The sequence below is a fragment of the Shewanella sp. SG44-6 genome, from assembly GCF_014164185.1.
Lineage (GTDB): Bacteria > Pseudomonadota > Gammaproteobacteria > Enterobacterales > Shewanellaceae > Shewanella > Shewanella vesiculosa.
Genome location: NZ_JACJER010000048.1, coordinates 15,705 through 32,448, shown reverse-complemented (window position 1 = coordinate 32,448; position 16,744 = coordinate 15,705). Strand labels below are relative to the sequence as shown.

Sequence of the window (16,744 nt, the reverse complement as noted above, 5' to 3'; positions counted from 1 at the left end):
TGGCTACCACGGCTTTAGAATTAAATTCGCGTTGGTACAAAGTGTATACCACAAATAAACTGGCCAAAATAAATATCCCAGGATGCATAAACCAGCACAATGCGGCCATTAGATAAAACTGGCACCGATAAAAATGCACTCGGTTACGCAAGGCAAATGGCTGTTGTGCAAGATCAAGCAGCACATTCATATAACTATGGCCTACGATCTTATTATTATTCCATGGCCGCATTGTGCTGGTTTATGCATCCTGGGATATTTATTTTGGCCAGTTTATTTGTGGTATACACTTTGTACCAACGCGAATTTAATTCTAAAGCCGTGGTAGCCATTACCGCCGCCCAAGCCTTCCTAGAAAAAAATCCGGCCTATATCCGTTGAGACTAGGGCAGCAATGTCAACTTAGCCACTCTCGTGAGACGCTCATGCAAATGAGTAAATGCTATTGTGGCTTGGATATATTCTAAATAACCTCAACTTGGGATAACAAACGCCCTCAAACAGCCCTTTGCCTTGCCAGCAGCGTTGAATGAACCTGCAATAAAGTCGCTATTGACGCGACTATATCGCTTTGTGAATAACATAAATGACAAGTGTGAGAGTGGTTAACTTCTAAGCTTTTGATTCTTATCATCATACCTCTATCCCTTATCCCTAGTTCAGAGTAAATAGGATCAGGTGACTCATCAATCATGGCTGTTTTTATACATGGGTCTATTTAATAGGAAGCGTTTTAGCTGCAATATTGCTGTTATCAAATACTTTATCTCGGTAGTTTATTCTTGCGGCTGGTTTAGGCTGTTAAACAATACTGTTAAGTCGTTTGTTATTATTATTGAAGGCGCTGTTTGTTGGCGTGGTGGTAAGTATGGTGGCATTGTTACACTGTGTTAGCCGCTACAGAGTCTGTAACGCCAGAAACGAAAAAGCCGTAGTAGGTGTTATCCTGCTACGGCTTATCTGAATTGGTGGCCCCTCACAGACTTGAACTGTGGACCTGACGATTATGAGTCGTATGCTCTAACCAACTGAGCTAAGGGGCCGACTTAAGCTAGTCGTCACTAACAAAAGCGTGTGCAGTATACGAAGTTTATTTGTGCTTGTCACCTCTGATGTTGCAAGAATTCTATTGAAATGATTCAACTGGTTATCTGTTAATCAGTACAACTAAATATCCATAACAAGCTTGCAGGTATTTGTCGCACTTAAATGCCAAATAGAGAGGTTGATCGCAGTTACTGCGGATGACTTTTTTGTCACAATGTTACCCCGTGATGACTTGTGCTATTCAGCCTGAATCTCAGTGGTGATTTTTTTGTAAAAGTCCGTCCAAATGACAACTATCCTCATTGCCCCTCATTGCCAGGTCGTCGGCGCCATTTAGCCAAAAATGCTAACGCTTCCTCTATATCCCAGTGCTGTAGCGCATGTTTAACCCGATTCTGTGAAGGCGGTATGTGTGCTTGGTTTTGTTTTGTTATTTTCTGTGATCGAGTTGACCAATAACGTTTTGATATCAGGGGGTTGTTCACGTTAATAGTACAAATTTCGAGCTGATTTAAAGGTTGAGATTAAGGTCTAAAGTATTTGCAGTATGTTGCGTTTAACTCTGCTAAAAAGGTAGACAAGGTATTATTACGTCAGTCAGTAAACCCATGTACTGCACCATAATAATGTGTTCTTAATAACGAGAATCGTTTTGGCTGCAAGTTACAATTATTTCTATTTTGATCCCAAATGGCTTTAGCTTGAAATCAAGGTAACAACAATACAAGCACGAGTATAAATTGGCAGTCTTAAATAGTTGGGGCAAATATTTGCATGATATTAGTCGAAATCAACATGCAGGAATGTCTGACCAAAATGCTTATCTTGGCTATGTCGAGGTCATCAAGTTACGGTGCAAAGTCGGCATAACGTTTTAGATGGAGTCTACTAGGACTCTGTTCACATATAGATGACATGAATGGGGATACACACATGTTGCAATCTAATTTGACCGTGCTTGCCGATAAATTAGGCCAACTCCTTGAGCCTTCTCGAGTTCATACCGATTACATACGCCGCGTAGCTTGGGGGACTGATGCTTCTTTTTACCAAAAGCGTCCACAAATGGTTGTCCACACTAAAGATGAAGCTGAGGCGTCAAAAGTATTGGCGCAATGTTATCAGAGTGCTACTCCGGTGACCTTTAGGGCTGCAGGTACAGCGCTTTGTGGCCAGGCTATTTCTGATTCAGTTTTGATGGTTGCAGGCCTTCACTGGAATCGATTTAAGGTGTTAGAAGCGGGTAAGAAGGTACAAATGCAGCCCGGAGTCATAGGTTCTAGACTGAATAGTGCGCTGGCGCCTCTGGGATGGAAATTTGGGCCAGATCCGGCCACCATAGCCTCTGCAATGGCGGGTGGAATTGTATCTAACAACGCTTCTGGAATGAACTGTGGTACTCATCATAACTCTTATCAATTAATCGACTCTGCACGAATCATCTTTGCCGATGGTTCGATTTTAGACACCGCAAATGCGCAAAGTCGTGAAGCGTTTAAGCAACAGCATCCTGATATGATCAAAGGTATCGAAGCCATTCGTGACGAAATCATGGCTAATCAGGAACTCGTTAACCGTATCAAGCGTAAGTATTCGATTAAAAACGTAACGGGTTTTGGTATGAACTCTTTCGTTGATCATCACGATCCTATCGACATTATTTTACACTTGATGGTTGGCTCTGAAGGTGCCCTAGGGTTCTTATCTGAAATCACCATGAACAGTGTGGTTAAAAACAATTTTTCTGCGTCGGCAATGGTGTATTTCGATTCACTTCGTGGAGCTTGTGAGGCCATTGTTGAGCTGCGACGAGATGCCTTCAAAGAAACTAACGCTGCCGAGTTATTAGATAACTTTGCCCTCAAGGCTGTTGCTCAATCTAAGTATCAAACACCAGACTTTCTAAAACATGTTCACAAAGATGTGACGGCGGTATTATTCGAGACCTTTGGCGACAGCCAGGAGCAGATTGATGCTAACGTTGCTAAAATGTCAGTGATTATGGCTAAGCACGGTTTGTATCGTGATGTCGAGTTCACCCAAGATCCAGCAGTTGTCACTAATATGTGGGCCATTCGTAAAGCAATTTTCCCGCTGGCCGGTTCAATGCGCCCAGTCGGTACGTCTTGTATTATCGAAGATATCGCCTTTCCTATTGAGGTGTTGCCACAAGCCACCATAGATTTACAAAACTTATCTTTTGCCCATGGTTATGATGATGCGGTGATCTATGGTCATGCCCTTGAAGGTAACTATCACGTTATCTTCGCTCAGGACTTCTCTACTAAAGCTGAAGTGGAACGTTTCGAAGGCTTTATGCAAGGAATGGCTGATCTAGTTGTGGGATATGACGGATCGCTTAAAGCTGAACACGGTACTGGCTTTGGCATGGCTGCATTCGTTGAAAAAGAATGGGGGAGCGCGGTCTATGACTTGATGAAGCGAGTTAAGAAAACCCTGGACCCAAACGGTATTTTAAACCCAGGGGTCATCATTAACGATGACCCACTCTGTCACGCAAAAGGCTTTAAGCCCATGCCAAAAGTGCATGATATTGTTGATAAATGCATTGAGTGTGGATTTTGTGAACCGCATTGTGTGGCCCATGGCTTAACCTTGTCTCCACGTCAACGTACTGCTGTTGCGCGTGTCATGAAAACCTTAGAAGCCACAGGTGATGAGCCTGACGTCTTGGCTGACCTAAAGAAGAACTATCCTTACTTTGCCATCGACACCTGCGCTGCAGATGGCTTGTGTAAACTCGGTTGTCCAATGGCAATTGATACCGGTAAATATATGAAAGTATTGCGGGCCGAAGGGGCCAGTAATATGGATAAGAAAATTTCTGATTTTACTGCCGATCGTTTTGGTAGCATGGAATCTGTGGCTCGATTTGCGCTAGGTGCCACTGACATTAGCCGTAAAGTGATTGGCGAATCAGGTATGGGGGCAATCACTAAAATCGTTCGTAAGATTATGCCTAGCATGCCGATCCCATTATGGACTGAAGGTATGCCGACACGGGGCAAAGCTTTACCAACGGCTAAAACCTCTGGTGACATGAAAGCCGTTTATTTCCCTGCATGTTTGAACCGTATGATGGGCACCAGTGCTAAACATGATGATCAGCGCTCTTTGCCTGAAACGATTGTGAGCTTATTCGAAAAGGCTAATATCGAGATGATCTTAGGTGAGAAGACCAAAGGCTTATGTTGTGGTCAGCCTTGGGAGTCTTATGGTCACGACGAAGCGGCTGATCGTAAGTCTGATGAGCTCTCAGTGTGGTTATTAAAGGCGTCTAACAATGGTGAATACCCAATTTTAGTTGCCACCACTGCCTGTCTTGAGCGGATGCGCCGAGCTTGTGATAGCCGTTTACAGATGTATGGCCCTGAAGAGTTTGCTTTTGAATTTTTGGTTGATCGTCTACACATAAACAAAGTTGTCGATAAAGTGGCTGTTCATCCAACTTGTACCACTCGTAAGCTTGGTATGGCTGGTAAGTTAACTGAGCTTGCCAAACTTTGTGCTACCGAGGTTGTGGTGCCTGAGAAGGTTGGGTGTTGTGGCATGGCGGGTAACCGCGGTATGAATTACCCTGAGCTTAATGAGCATGGTCTTCGTCATTTAAAAGAGGAGACTAAAGATCAAGGTTGTACTCATGGTTACTCAGTATCAGCAACCTGTGATGTTGGATTAACGACCCACTCAGGTATTCCGTATAAAAATATCTTAACGCTACTCGATAAAGCATCTAGCAAAAAACAGCACTAATACGCTTATATTGATATTCATTAGCCCACGAAATAGCGTGGGCTTTTTTAGCTTTACGGATGTGATACCCATGTTATTCACTACCTGAACCGTTTATCGAGTGGCAAGCTTGGCAATCTATATAAAAAAACCCAGCATATGCTGGGTTTTTATGGTCTTGCTATAGAGCGTAAACCTTACGTTTACTCGTCTAAGAACGACTTTAAGATTTCTGAGCGAGAAGGGTGACGTAATTTACGTAACGCTTTAGCTTCAATTTGACGAATACGTTCACGCGTTACATCAAACTGCTTGCCCACTTCTTCTAACGTGTGGTCGGTATTCATGTCGATACCAAAACGCATACGCAGTACTTTTGCTTCACGGGCTGTTAGGCCAGCTAGGACTTCGTGTGTAGCGTTCTTTAGACTTTCGCTTGTAGCAGAGTCTAATGGTAGCTCGAGGGTAGTGTCCTCGATAAAATCACCTAAATGCGAATCTTCATCGTCACCGATTGGGGTTTCCATTGAGATTGGCTCTTTAGCGATTTTCAGTACCTTACGAATTTTATCTTCAGGCATCATCATACGTTCTGCCAATTCTTCAGGAGACGGCTCACGGCCCATTTCTTGAAGCATTTGACGCGAAATACGATTCAACTTGTTGATGGTTTCGATCATGTGTACTGGAATACGGATCGTACGCGCTTGGTCAGCGATTGAACGAGTGATTGCCTGACGGATCCACCACGTTGCATAAGTCGAAAACTTGTAACCACGACGGTATTCAAACTTGTCTACTGCTTTCATCAAACCAATGTTACCTTCTTGAATCAAATCCAAGAACTGTAAACCACGGTTGGTGTATTTTTTAGCAATCGAGATAACCAAACGTAAGTTAGCTTCAACCATTTCTTTTTTGGCACGGCGAGCTTTCGCTTCACCGATAGACATACGACGGTTAATGTCTTTGATGCCAGCGATGGTTAAATCAGTTTCAACTTCGATAGCACCTAACTTAGTTACACAACGTGTGACGTCATCAGTGATCATACGCAAGCCTTCAGCGTAAGGCTTGGTGCTGGCTTTTTCTTTGTTGAACCAATCTAAGTTTGTTTCGTTGCCAGTGAATGCTTTAATAAAGTTTTTCTTTGGCATTTTAGCTTGTTCAACACACAGTTTAATGACCAAGCGTTCTTGAATTCGAACGCGGTCCATCATGTTGCGCATGCTTTTAACTAAACGGTCAAACTGTTTTGGTACTAAACGGAATTCTTTGAATAATTCACCAATAACAAATAATGAGCCAATCGCTTCAGGGTGGTCACGGCCTTTTGTGGCAATGATCGCTAAGCTTTTTTCGTAGGCTTCTCTAAGTTGAGTGAATTTTTCTTTAGCTTCTTCAGGATCAGGCCCTTTGTTGCCTTCTTCCTCTTCTTCATCGTCGTCATCGTCATCGTCATCATCATCGTCATCTTTTTTAGAGTCCGCTAATTCAGAACCAATGTTGGTGGCGGTAGGGGCGACGTCATCGTCGTCAGGATTGATAAATCCAGAGATAATATCAGACAAGCGCAATTCTTCAGCTTCATACTTATCGAATTGTTCTAAGATCATTGCAATCGCTTGAGGGTACTCACTGACAGAACTCTGTACGGTGTTGATACCTTCTTCGATACGTTTAGCAATAACAATTTCGCCTTCGCGGGTAAGTAGCTCTACCGTGCCCATCTCACGCATATACATGCGCACAGGGTCTGTGGTTCGGCCTAACTCACTTTCTACGGTTGCGAGAGCTGCCGCTGCTTCTTCTGCAGCATCTTCGTCTGTGTTGTCTTCCGACATCATCATGTCATCGGCATCTGGCGCTTCTTCAAAAACGCGGATACCCATGTCATTTATCATCTGGATAATATCTTCAATCTGATCGGAATCGACCATGTCTGCAGGTAAGTGGTCGTTCACTTCTGCATAGGTTAAATAACCTTGCTCTTTACCTTTAGCGAGCAACAGTTTGAGTTGCGACTGCGGAGTGTGATCCATAGATATCATCCAATTTTGGGGAACTGATAAAACGATAGGCCAGTTAGCTATGCTAAGTGGCACGCAAATCGTCAATTATAGCTGTGTGGGCTAACCTTAGCTAGTCCATGGCAATGTTTGTTCGCATATTCTTAACGAATAAGCTGCGAACTACTTCGCTATGCCTTTCATTATAGAAATCAGCTTAGTTAGCTGTATTTTTTCAACTTTCGTTAAAGCCTGTTTCAGGCTTAACTCCTGATATCGTTGTTCAATATATTGGTTGTTTAACCAAATCAGGGTTTGTTTAAACTCTGGCAGTACGTTTTCATCCGCCACTTGATGATCCCATTGGGCTAGCTTAATTAGAGTGCTTTTTTGGTCATGCTCTCTATGCATTTCAAGTAGTTGTGCGCTGTTTAACGTTTGCTCTCGAGTTATATCTAACAAATGATTGAGCAATTCTATGCCGGTCATTTGTAATCGATTTAGTGCTGGCTGCTTTGCCAAACCAAAGCCTAAGCTGGGGGTTTGGACTAGGAGGGCAATGGCCAATCTTAATGGCGTGCCGCGACCTTGTAAGCCTTTAGCATTTAATGGTTTTACTTTTTTTACCGTAAAACCTAATTTTTTCTTTAAATCATCGGCACTGTTCATGCCTAACTTATGGGCTAAATTTTCTAACAATAAATTCTGTAGGACGGTATCTTGTACCTTTTCAATTAGCGCAATGGCTTGCTTGGCTAATGCCCCTTTGTCTGTCCCGTGGTTAGCACTCAATGTGTCAAATAAAAACTCGGGCAGTAACATGGCTTGTTGCATTAAGGCTTCAAAGGCCTCTTTGCCAATTTTGCGTACCATAGTGTCTGGGTCTTCACCTTGCGGCAGAAACATAAACTTGACTTGGTCACCTGGTTTTAACAGTGGTAGTGCTGTTTCTAGTGCGCGCCAAGCGGCTTCTCGGCCGGCGCGATCACCGTCATAACAACAAATCACTTGCTTTGCACTACGCACTAAAAGCTGAAATTGTTCAGCAGTAGTCGAGGTACCTAAGGATGCGACGGCATAATCAACCCCAAACTGGGCGAGGGCGACAACATCCATATATCCTTCAACAATTAATACATGCTGAGGGTCACGGTGCTTTTGTTTTAGCTCATATAAACCATAAAGTTCATTACCCTTATGAAATATGGGCGTTTCTGGAGAATTCAAGTACTTTGGGGTACCGTCACCCAAAACTCTTCCACCAAATCCAACCACACGACCACGACGATCGCGTATTGGGAACATTAATCTGTCGCGAAAACGGTCATAGCGTTTACCGCTATCATTGGCAATTAACATGCCTGCTGTCAGTAATTTATCTTGGGCGGGCACATTTTGCCTGTAACGCCCCAGTAAACCATCCCAACCGTCGGGAGCAAACCCAATGCCGAACTGCTCAACAACTTCAGTCGATAATCCGCGAAACTCAAGATAGTCGATAACTTTCTGTTTGTCTGTGTGCTGCCTCAACTGGCTTTGATAGAAGAGGTTGGCTTCTTCCATCAGTTCGTATAAATCTCGACTTAATCCTTGATCAGGTCTTTTTCCTGTGCCTTGCTCTCGTGGTACTGCAAGACCAAGCTGACCGGCAATTTCTTCAATGGCATCAACAAATTCTAGGCGATCATATTCCATGACAAAATCAATAGCATTGCCATGGGCACCGCAGCCAAAACAGTGGTAAAACTGTTTGTCTCTACTGACGGTAAAAGAGGGTGATTTTTCGCTATGAAAAGGACAACAAGCCGAATGGTTCTTACCGGCTTTTTTCAACGGCACTTTACGATCGATTAGATCGACTATGTCTACTCGAGCTATTAGCTCATTGATAAAATCACGAGGTATCGCCATTGATTGCTGTTGTTCTCGAATTTACTTTATCAACTGATTTAAACAAACAAGCCGTGCAAGTGCACGGCTTATTCAACATTAAAAATTGATTACTTCAATTTAGCGCGGATCATTGTACCAATGGCACTCATATCTGCACGGCCTTGAACTTTAGATTTTAATGCTCCCATTACTTTACCCATATCCGCCATGGTTCCAGCACCAACCTCAATAATTGTTGCATCGATAATCGCTGCAACTTCATCTTCGGTTAGCGGCGTAGGCAAGAAGTTTTCGATTACTCGAATTTCTTCTGCTTCTGCCTCTGCCAACTCCGGACGATTCGCTGCTTCATATTGAGCAATCGAATCGCGGCGTTGTTTAACCATCTTGGTTAATACAGCTATTGTCTGTTCATCAGTCAGTGTTTCGCGGGTATCCACTTCAATCTGTTTGATGGCAGAAAGAGCCATACGAATTGTTCCTAGGCGCACTTTTTCTTTAGCGCGCATAGCATCTTTCATTTGGTCTTTTAGCTGTTCGGTTAAGTTCATAATGAGATTAATATAAACGTACGCGACGTGCGTTTTCGCGAGAAAGCTTCTTAGCTAGACGCTTAACTGCAGCTGCTTTTGCACGCTTACGGGCAGTAGTTGGCTTCTCGTAAAATTCACGAGCACGCACGTCAGCTAGAATACCTGCTTTTTCACAAGAGCGCTTGAAACGACGAAGAGCTACGTCGAATGGTTCGTTTTCACGTACTTTAATAATTGGCATACGCCATCACCCCTTAGGTGTAGTTATGCTGGATGACTAAATCGACTAAACTTTTTTAGTGATTTAACTCAAACCAAAGGCTATTTAAAATGGTGCGGAATTTTACACCGAGCGGTGACCATTTGTAAACCCCCTGACTTGATTTTCTCTTTAGGGAGCGGCTCATCGTGCTATTTTTTGATAGTGAATCAAAATGCGGTCATCTTGGATAACTGCGCCGCATCTGCCTTAGTCTCAGAGCAGTATGGTCTGCGTTAAATAAAGCGCATCATTATTAGCGAAATTATCGTCACCTAATGGTTAAATTGAGCATTAGGTTTGTATAAAACAAGCTTATAACTTGGATTTGTTAACCGAAACTCTTATTCATCGCTTGTGTTATTTAATCCTGAAATATTGGAGTATTGACGCAGAGACGGGTAGAATTGGCGGCCTTATTTTAATGAAGACGAGAGATTATGCGCGTTATTGGTATTGAGACATCCTGCGATGAAACAGGGATAGCAGTCTATGATGATAAATTAGGCTTAATGTCACATGTGCTGTATAGCCAAGTTAAATTGCACGCCGACTATGGTGGTGTTGTGCCTGAGCTTGCCTCTCGTGATCATGTTCGTAAAATAGTGCCTTTAATCAAACAGGCCTTAGCGCAAGCTAATTCGAGCTTAAATGATATCGACGGCGTAGCGTACACTAAAGGTCCTGGCCTAATTGGTGCTTTACTTGTCGGAGCCTGTGTAGGGCGATCGTTAGCTTATGCTTGGAACAAACCTGCTGTTGGCGTACATCACATGGAAGGGCATTTACTGGCGCCTATGTTAGAAGATGATGCGCCAGCATTTCCTTTCATAGCCTTGCTAGTCTCTGGTGGTCATTCAATGTTGGTACAAGTTGAAGGCATTGGTCGTTATCAAGTGTTAGGCGAGTCTGTAGATGATGCGGCCGGTGAAGCTTTTGATAAAACAGCCAAGTTAATGGGATTAGATTATCCTGGCGGCCCTCGCTTAGCCAAGTTAGCTCAAAAAGGCTTATCAGTAGGCTATAAGTTTCCGCGCCCAATGACCGATAGACCTGGGTTAGATTTTAGTTTTTCAGGCTTAAAAACATTTACCGCAAACACGATTGCTAAAGAGCCTAACGATCCGCAGACTCGTGCCAATATTGCCCGAGCTTTTGAAGAAGCCGTTGTTGATACTTTAGCTATTAAATGTAAACGAGCTTTAAAGCAGACAGGTTATAAGCGATTAGTGATCGCTGGCGGTGTGAGTGCTAACACTCGTTTACGTGAATCATTAGCCGAAATGATGACTAATCTAGGTGGGCAGGTATATTATCCTCGCGGAGAGTTTTGTACTGATAATGGTGCCATGATTGCTTATGCTGGATTACAGCGCTTACGTGCTGGACACACTGAAGGACTCGCGGTTAAAGGCCAACCAAGGTGGCCTTTGGATAGCTTACCTGCAGTCGATTAATCGATGAGTTTATGCGATTGGTAGCTTAGTTTAGTAAGTGATTCTACGATTGCTATTAATGAAAACCTGATACTATTTAGTGTCGGGTTTTTTAATGGATTTTTTTCGTGAGACTTTGCTTTCTTCACCGTGACGTAAACGGCCAATATTGTCTTTGTGACGAATTAAAATTAGCGTTGATAGCATAGCGACAGGAAGGATGAAGCGTTCATCTAACCACCAAGTGTAAAAAGGCGCTAAGGTGGCCGTTGCCATAGCAGCCACAGATGAATAGCGCGTTAACAGCACAAATACAATCCAAGTCAGGATTAGGCAAAGGGCTAAATCTCCACCAATGGGAGCCATTGCACCAAAAGCGGTCGCGACACCTTTACCGCCTTTAAAACCAAAAAAGATTGGCAATATATGCCCTAAGCAGGCGCTGACAGCAATGAAGCCTAATGATGCCGCATCAAGTCCCATTTTATAGCCAAGGTAAGAGGGCGCAGCGCCTTTGAGCATATCAAAAAATAATACTAATACTGCCGAACTGACTCCACCGATGCGAAGCACATTAGTGGCCCCTGGATTGCCGGAACCGCTGGTTCTTGGATCGGGTAAACCTCTTATTTTACAAACCAGTATGGCACTTGAGATCGAACCCGCTAGGTAGGCGGCAATGATCATCAACACGGTGACAGTAACGGCGTTCAAATTGGTTTCCTTACTCTTCTTAGGGTATCATCGCGCATTGATTTGTTGGGCAAGTGATTTTCAGTATCCTCTGAAGCCACCTTTGCGTTAACATTAACCATTTCGTTGATATTAATTGCACAATAGCGCCTATCCTACTGCTTTAACTGATTAGGAAAAAGCTTAAATGTGGATTATTAAGCATATAATCGATAATTAAGTTTGATTAGGATGTTCTTGAAAGTTTTTATGTCGATTAAGGTAGGAATTATATGGATAAAGTACTCATCCGTCAGCTAGCGATAGAGACCATAATTGGTATCTATGAGTGGGAAAAAAAGATCCATCAAACATTACTTATCGATTTAGATATGGCATGGGACAATCGTCTTGCCGCTGCTAGTGATAGTTACGAAAATGCTTTGTGTTATGAAACCGTATCGAATCGTTTAACCGCACTGATCACTGAAAATCCGATTGAGTTGATTGAAACTGTCGCTGAAATGATTGCCCATTGTTTGCAACAAGAGTTCAATGTGCCTTGGGTTAAAGTGGTCGTGATGAAGCCCGGGGCAATACCTCATGCGGTTTCTGTTGGTGTTGAGATTGAACGCGGTAACATTTAAGTGTTATTTTATTTTTTCGTTTAGCATTAGGTCAGTCAATGGCACGTATTTACATTAGCTTAGGCACCAATATTTCTCCTGAGCAACATCTTAAAGCCGGTTTGGTTGATTTACAGCAATATTTTGGCCCATTACAATTATCACGCGTATATGAGAGTGAATCGGTTGGCTTCAAAGGCACTAATTTTTTAAACATGGTTGCCGCTGCTGATACTGAATTATCGATTGCACAGGTTGTGGCAACGTTTAAGAAAATTGAGCAAGACAACGGCCGTATCAGAGGTGAGAAAAAATTTAGCCCTAGAAGCCTTGATATTGATTTGCTGCTCTATGACGATGTGATTTGTAACATTCCGGTAGAACTTCCCCGTGGCGAAATTTTGTTTAATGCCTTTGTTTTATGGCCTTTAGCTGAAATTGCCCCTGAGTTACCCCATCCGGTGACGCTACAGACCTATGGTGCGCTTTGGCAAGACTATGACAAGCAACGCCAGCAGTTATGGCCTATTACCTTCGAGTTCCCAGCCGAATTATTACCCGTTAAATATTAATTATTCATCAATAAGTTAATTTCTTACAAAGGAAAGATATGGACACGTTACAAGTTATTTTGCTGGCATTAATCCAAGGGCTGACTGAGTTTTTGCCGATTTCTAGCTCGGCACATTTAATTTTACCGTCGCAAATTTTAGGTTGGGCTGATCAAGGATTATCATTTGATGTTGCGGTAAATACTGGCTCTTTATTTGCGGTAGTGATTTATTTCCGTCATGAGATAGTGGCACTGGCTAAAGCTTGGTTTATCAGTTTAGTCGCTAAGCAACAAACGCAAGAAAGTAAACTCGCTTGGTGGATTATTTTAGCCACGATACCTGCGGTTATTGTTGGCTTTACCGCCAAAGATTTTATAGAAACCCATTTTAGAAATACCTTAGTCATCGCTATCACAACAATCGTGTTTGGTCTGTTGCTGTGGTTGGCCGATAGAATGTCGAAAGCGCAGTTAAACGAATTTCAAATGGGCTGGAAAAAAGCGTTGCTTATTGGTTTAGCTCAAGCGATGGCATTAATCCCTGGGACCTCACGTTCAGGCGCTACCATGACAGCCGCACTGATGTTAGGGCTGACCCGTGAAGCTGCTGCACGATTTTCATTTCTGATGTCTGTGCCGGTAAGTTTTGGTGCAGCGTTATTGGTGACCAAAGACTTAGTGACCAGCCCAGCACCTATCGATTACCAAGCGCTTGGTTTAGGTATTGTTGTATCCTTTGTTGCGGCCTATTTATGTATTCATTTCTTTTTAAAGTTTATTAGCAAAATAGGTATGACACCGTTTGTATTATACCGACTGGTTCTTGGTGCGGTATTGCTTGGATTACTCTATCTTTAGGATAAGCCTTTAAGCGACCTTTGTTTGCAAAACGGGTTGGTATCAACCCGTTTTGTTTTATGCTCTTTTAATTAACTATCAGTGTAATTATGACGTTATCTTTATTATGTCCAGTGTGTTCTGCTCCACTCAAGCAACATCAAGCTTCATCGGGATTTTATTGCGACAATAAACATCATTTTGATAAGCATCCTAATGGCTATTGGCCACTACTGAGCAACACTAAGGCTAAGTCTAAGCCACAAGTGGAGTCTCGCCAGCAAATGCGCGGACGACATTTTTTATTAGAGTCAGGTTTGTTTGCACCGCTAATTAAGCAACTCCAAACCGTGTTGTTGGATTTGTGTACCTCACGTGGCGAAACCCAATTACAGCATATCGATTACCAGTGTGCTGATGGCTTCTATTTACGTCAGCTTGTTCCAGCTGTAGCTGAAGCAAATGTGTCATGTGAGCATTGGGGAATTACCGATGCTGAAAATGCTATTTTCGCAGCTGCTAAAGCTGAAACACCAGCTAATTTATTATTGTTAGCATTAAAAAAATTACCCTTTGACGCGCAATCAATCGACATTGTCACAGTACTTGATTCACCTCTAAAAGGTAAAGAGTGCATTCGAATTTTAAAAGATGATGGACGTATTGTGCTTTTACAGCCGGGTGTTCGCCATTTATGGCAGATAAAACAACAAGTTTATCCCGACTTAGTTGAGAAGCCGCTTCAACTCAATTTACCCAACGATGTTGAAATTGAATCGCAGCAACAAGTCGTATTCGTTCAATCTGTTACTGGTGAGCAGGCATTAACATTACTTGATATGTCGGTCTTTGGATGGCGTGCAAATGATCAGCTAAAGCATCAAGTGAAATCGACGGCGATTGCCGATTTAGAGTTTAATTGGCAAATTTTAGTCCTAAAAAAACGTTTATAAATGGTCGAAAAGGTAACGAGCGAGAAGGCTGATAAGCGATAATGACAACCATGTGCTGAGAGCGTTAAAGGGCTAGGGCGCTTAGTGGTTAGGCGCTATAAGTGTTAATGCGATGGTTTTGAAGAGATGGCTTTCAAAGGCTAAATGGTTGAAGGCGATATAGATTTAATCGTAAAAAATTTGCTGTCGAGAAGACGTAGGTGTTTAGATTTTTCGCTTGATACCGCTTGATACCGCTTGATACGGCTTGATACCTCATTTTAAATAAGCACAAATAATTAAGGCTTGATGTTGAAATACTACAAAGTAGTGGAATCAACAATCAAGCCCTAATAATCAACCTATTAAATAAGCTAATTTTTAATAGCAGTTCTTACTTTTTGTAAGAAGAAGCCATGTTGTCTAAACGGTCATTAGCACGTTTAGCTTCGGCTTGTGCGTCCATAGAAGCAGCTTTAGCACCTTTAACATCGGCAGATAGCTTGCTTTGCTCAGACTTTAAAGAACCAACTTCTGCTGATAGTTGATCAACTTTGTTACCTAGGTTTGCTACGCTTTCTTCTAAAGCAGTAGTGTTAGCACAACCACCTAATAAAGCAGTCATCGCAACACCAGCAATCATCAGTACTTTCTTGTTCATGGGTAAATCCCTTAATATATAGGTTGTTAAATAGTGCAACGGCATGTGCCTTTGCAACGGCGTAATTATGTCACAGATTTTTTAATTTGCTATAGGCAAACTTAACATTGTTTAATTAAAATAGCGAAATAAAAGAAAATTGCAAGCTGGCTGGGCAAAAAGCATCATTATTTATCGATTTTATATAAATCTTAGTGATTTATTGCTTATTCTCCGCTAAAAATTGCATTTTTCCGCTTTTTTACATAAAAACCTAAATAGGCGATTACTGATGTAACTATTATTGTTCAATTCTTTGTTTTATATAACTATTAACTGTTTCTGAGCGCGTTAGTTGAAGTTGGCTTTTAATTTGCGATCCTTGGTAACCCGCGCTAATAATTGATTGCACATCTACGTTGCTGGCCAACTCATAGCAATGTTGTAAAAATTCAGCTTGCGGATAGCTTGCTTGTTCAAATCCAGTTCGTCCTCTTATGTCGCCATGACAACATAATAAAAGCTCTGTTAACCGTTGCGGTTTACGCCAGAAATCACCTTTATCAAACAGTTTAACGATGGTTTCAGCCCTCAGTTCAAAAGCATTATGAATATTCTGATGTTGATCGCTGACCAATAAGGCTAAATCACGGTATTCATTAGGCACGCGTATTCGTTGGCAAAGTGCTTTAATGATGCTTAAGCCTTTTTGGCCGTGACCATGATGTTTCGGCCACTCTTGTTTTGGGGTTAACCCCTTGCCCACATCATGTACTAATGCTGCAAAGCGGACCGCTTTATTACTGCTTAGTAGGCTGGTTTGCTCCAGAACCATCAGCGTATGGACGCCAGTGTCTATTTCTGGGTGCCACTTTGCTGGTTGGGGGACGCCAAATAACGCATCAATTTCTGGAAATAACACGGTTAATGCTTGGCATTGCTTTAAAACTGCGAAAAATATTTGCGGACTTTGGCTGCCTAATGCTTTATCGCATTCCTGCCATACGCGTTCTGGCGTGAGGTGCTCTAACTCTCCACTATTGGCGATATCGGTCATCAACTGTAAGGTTTCAGCTGCAATGGTAAAACCTAAGTAATGAAATCGAGCCGCAAATCGGGCCACTCGCAATACGCGCAAGGGATCTTCAATAAAGGCGTCGGATACATGGCGCAGTACTTTGGCGTGGATATCATCAATGCCATGGTAGGGATCATAGAGTTTACCTTCGCTATCTTGTGCAATGGCATTAATGGTTAAATCGCGGCGCAGTAAGTCATCAGCAAGAGTGACATCTTTATTAGCATCGCAGCTGAACCCTTGGTAACCCTTACCTGTTTTACGCTCTGTTCTCGCCAGTGCATATTCTTGTTGAGTTTTTGGGTGTAAGAAAACCGGAAAGTCCTTTCCGACTTGCTGATAGCCTTGAGCCAACATTTCGTCAATACTGCTGCCAACGACCACATAGTCTTTGTCGACAACAGTTTGTTTAAGAAGTGTATCGCGCACGGCCCCGCCGACTAAATAAATCTTCATGGCGTACCACAACGTGTAAT

General features: G+C 42.5%; 14 protein-coding genes, 1 tRNA gene and 1 pseudogene. 7 read left to right on the top strand and 9 right to left on the bottom strand.

Features of this window, described 5'->3' with window-relative positions:
• Window positions 1-190: DUF599 family protein (locus H5185_RS23440; RefSeq protein WP_404948458.1), on the bottom strand; the 190-nt coding region annotated here is incomplete at its 3' end.
• Between H5185_RS23440 and H5185_RS10595 the strand changes: the two are divergent.
• Window positions 106-381 (top strand): annotated as a pseudogene (locus H5185_RS10595) (DUF599 family protein); the annotation flags it as partial. The gene H5185_RS23440 and the pseudogene H5185_RS10595 sit on opposite strands and share 85 nt — an antisense overlap.
• Window positions 382-966: 585 nt before the next feature.
• Here the strand turns inward: H5185_RS10595 and H5185_RS10590 are convergent.
• Window positions 967-1,043: transfer RNA gene (locus H5185_RS10590), tRNA-Ile, on the bottom strand.
• 937 nt (window positions 1,044-1,980) lie between these two features.
• Here H5185_RS10590 and H5185_RS10585 point away from each other — a divergent pair.
• Window positions 1,981-4,821, top strand: a complete 2,841-nt coding sequence (locus H5185_RS10585; protein ID WP_182742066.1) for an FAD-binding and (Fe-S)-binding domain-containing protein — start codon at window positions 1,981-1,983, stop codon at window positions 4,819-4,821.
• A gap of 182 nt (window positions 4,822-5,003) precedes the next feature.
• Here H5185_RS10585 and rpoD read toward each other — a convergent pair whose 3' ends face one another.
• The 4 genes from rpoD to rpsU form a co-directional block, all read right to left on the bottom strand.
• Entirely contained in the window at window positions 5,004-6,842 is a 1,839-nt protein-coding gene (rpoD, locus tag H5185_RS10580; protein ID WP_124017050.1) for an RNA polymerase sigma factor RpoD, read from the bottom strand.
• 150 nt (window positions 6,843-6,992) lie between these two features.
• Window positions 6,993-8,720 carry a DNA primase gene (dnaG, locus tag H5185_RS10575; RefSeq protein WP_182698995.1) on the bottom strand — a complete coding sequence of 576 codons (1,728 nt, stop codon included), beginning with the start codon at window positions 8,718-8,720 and terminating at the stop codon, window positions 6,993-6,995.
• Between the two features lie 89 nt (window positions 8,721-8,809).
• Complete coding sequence (locus H5185_RS10570) at window positions 8,810-9,253, bottom strand: GatB/YqeY domain-containing protein (protein ID WP_124017052.1); 444 nt, start codon at window positions 9,251-9,253, stop codon at window positions 8,810-8,812.
• 7 nt (window positions 9,254-9,260) lie between these two features.
• The gene (rpsU, locus tag H5185_RS10565; protein WP_006080725.1) at window positions 9,261-9,476 is read right to left on the bottom strand and encodes a 30S ribosomal protein S21; all 216 of its coding nucleotides are present in this window, start codon (window positions 9,474-9,476) and stop codon (window positions 9,261-9,263) included.
• A 458-nt stretch (window positions 9,477-9,934) separates the two neighbouring features.
• Between rpsU and tsaD the strand changes: the two genes are divergently transcribed.
• A complete protein-coding gene (tsaD, locus tag H5185_RS10560; protein ID WP_182742065.1) occupies window positions 9,935-10,951 on the top strand; it encodes a tRNA (adenosine(37)-N6)-threonylcarbamoyltransferase complex transferase subunit TsaD in 1,017 nt (338 codons plus the stop codon).
• 72 nt (window positions 10,952-11,023) lie between these two features.
• Here tsaD and plsY read toward each other — a convergent pair whose 3' ends face one another.
• Window positions 11,024-11,617 carry a glycerol-3-phosphate 1-O-acyltransferase PlsY gene (plsY, locus tag H5185_RS10555; RefSeq protein WP_404717023.1) on the bottom strand — a complete coding sequence of 198 codons (594 nt, stop codon included), beginning with the start codon at window positions 11,615-11,617 and terminating at the stop codon, window positions 11,024-11,026.
• A 278-nt stretch (window positions 11,618-11,895) separates the two neighbouring features.
• Between plsY and folB the strand changes: the two genes are divergently transcribed.
• The 4 genes from folB (at window position 11,896) to H5185_RS10535 (ending at window position 14,571) form a co-directional block, all read left to right on the top strand.
• The gene (gene folB, locus H5185_RS10550; RefSeq protein ID WP_182722506.1) at window positions 11,896-12,249 is read left to right on the top strand and encodes a dihydroneopterin aldolase; all 354 of its coding nucleotides are present in this window, start codon (window positions 11,896-11,898) and stop codon (window positions 12,247-12,249) included.
• A 38-nt stretch (window positions 12,250-12,287) separates the two neighbouring features.
• Window positions 12,288-12,800, top strand: a complete 513-nt coding sequence (folK, locus tag H5185_RS10545) for a 2-amino-4-hydroxy-6-hydroxymethyldihydropteridine diphosphokinase (RefSeq protein WP_124017056.1) — start codon at window positions 12,288-12,290, stop codon at window positions 12,798-12,800.
• Between the two features lie 38 nt (window positions 12,801-12,838).
• Window positions 12,839-13,639, top strand: coding sequence for an undecaprenyl-diphosphate phosphatase (locus H5185_RS10540; protein WP_124017057.1), 801 nt, complete (start codon window positions 12,839-12,841; stop codon window positions 13,637-13,639).
• An 89-nt stretch (window positions 13,640-13,728) separates the two neighbouring features.
• The gene (locus tag H5185_RS10535; RefSeq protein WP_182742064.1) at window positions 13,729-14,571 is read left to right on the top strand and encodes a putative RNA methyltransferase; all 843 of its coding nucleotides are present in this window, start codon (window positions 13,729-13,731) and stop codon (window positions 14,569-14,571) included.
• A gap of 373 nt (window positions 14,572-14,944) precedes the next feature.
• Here H5185_RS10535 and H5185_RS10530 read toward each other — a convergent pair whose 3' ends face one another.
• Both H5185_RS10530 and H5185_RS10525 read right to left on the bottom strand, forming a co-directional pair.
• Window positions 14,945-15,211 carry an Lpp/OprI family alanine-zipper lipoprotein gene (locus tag H5185_RS10530; RefSeq protein ID WP_124017059.1) on the bottom strand — a complete coding sequence of 89 codons (267 nt, stop codon included), beginning with the start codon at window positions 15,209-15,211 and terminating at the stop codon, window positions 14,945-14,947.
• A 280-nt stretch (window positions 15,212-15,491) separates the two neighbouring features.
• The gene (locus H5185_RS10525) at window positions 15,492-16,724 is read right to left on the bottom strand and encodes a multifunctional CCA addition/repair protein (protein ID WP_182742063.1); all 1,233 of its coding nucleotides are present in this window, start codon (window positions 16,722-16,724) and stop codon (window positions 15,492-15,494) included.
• Window positions 16,725-16,744 lie beyond the last annotated feature (20 nt).

Excerpts from the sequence above, each read along its gene's own strand:
- H5185_RS10585 (WP_182742066.1), top strand. The coding sequence starts at position 1,981 with ATGTTGCAATCTAATTTGACCGTGCTTGCCGATAAATTAGGCCAACTC.
- rpoD (WP_124017050.1), bottom strand. The coding sequence starts at position 6,842 with ATGGATCACACTCCGCAGTCGCAACTCAAACTGTTGCTCGCTAAAGGT.
- dnaG (WP_182698995.1), bottom strand. The coding sequence starts at position 8,720 with ATGGCGATACCTCGTGATTTTATCAATGAGCTAATAGCTCGAGTAGAC.
- H5185_RS10570 (WP_124017052.1), bottom strand. The coding sequence starts at position 9,253 with ATGAACTTAACCGAACAGCTAAAAGACCAAATGAAAGATGCTATGCGC.
- rpsU (WP_006080725.1), bottom strand. The coding sequence starts at position 9,476 with ATGCCAATTATTAAAGTACGTGAAAACGAACCATTCGACGTAGCTCTT.
- tsaD (WP_182742065.1), top strand. The coding sequence starts at position 9,935 with ATGCGCGTTATTGGTATTGAGACATCCTGCGATGAAACAGGGATAGCA.
- plsY (WP_404717023.1), bottom strand. The coding sequence starts at position 11,617 with ATGATCATTGCCGCCTACCTAGCGGGTTCGATCTCAAGTGCCATACTG.
- folB (WP_182722506.1), top strand. The coding sequence starts at position 11,896 with ATGGATAAAGTACTCATCCGTCAGCTAGCGATAGAGACCATAATTGGT.
- folK (WP_124017056.1), top strand. The coding sequence starts at position 12,288 with ATGGCACGTATTTACATTAGCTTAGGCACCAATATTTCTCCTGAGCAA.
- H5185_RS10540 (WP_124017057.1), top strand. The coding sequence starts at position 12,839 with ATGGACACGTTACAAGTTATTTTGCTGGCATTAATCCAAGGGCTGACT.
- H5185_RS10535 (WP_182742064.1), top strand. The coding sequence starts at position 13,729 with ATGACGTTATCTTTATTATGTCCAGTGTGTTCTGCTCCACTCAAGCAA.
- H5185_RS10530 (WP_124017059.1), bottom strand. The coding sequence starts at position 15,211 with ATGAACAAGAAAGTACTGATGATTGCTGGTGTTGCGATGACTGCTTTA.
- H5185_RS10525 (WP_182742063.1), bottom strand. The coding sequence starts at position 16,724 with ATGAAGATTTATTTAGTCGGCGGGGCCGTGCGCGATACACTTCTTAAA.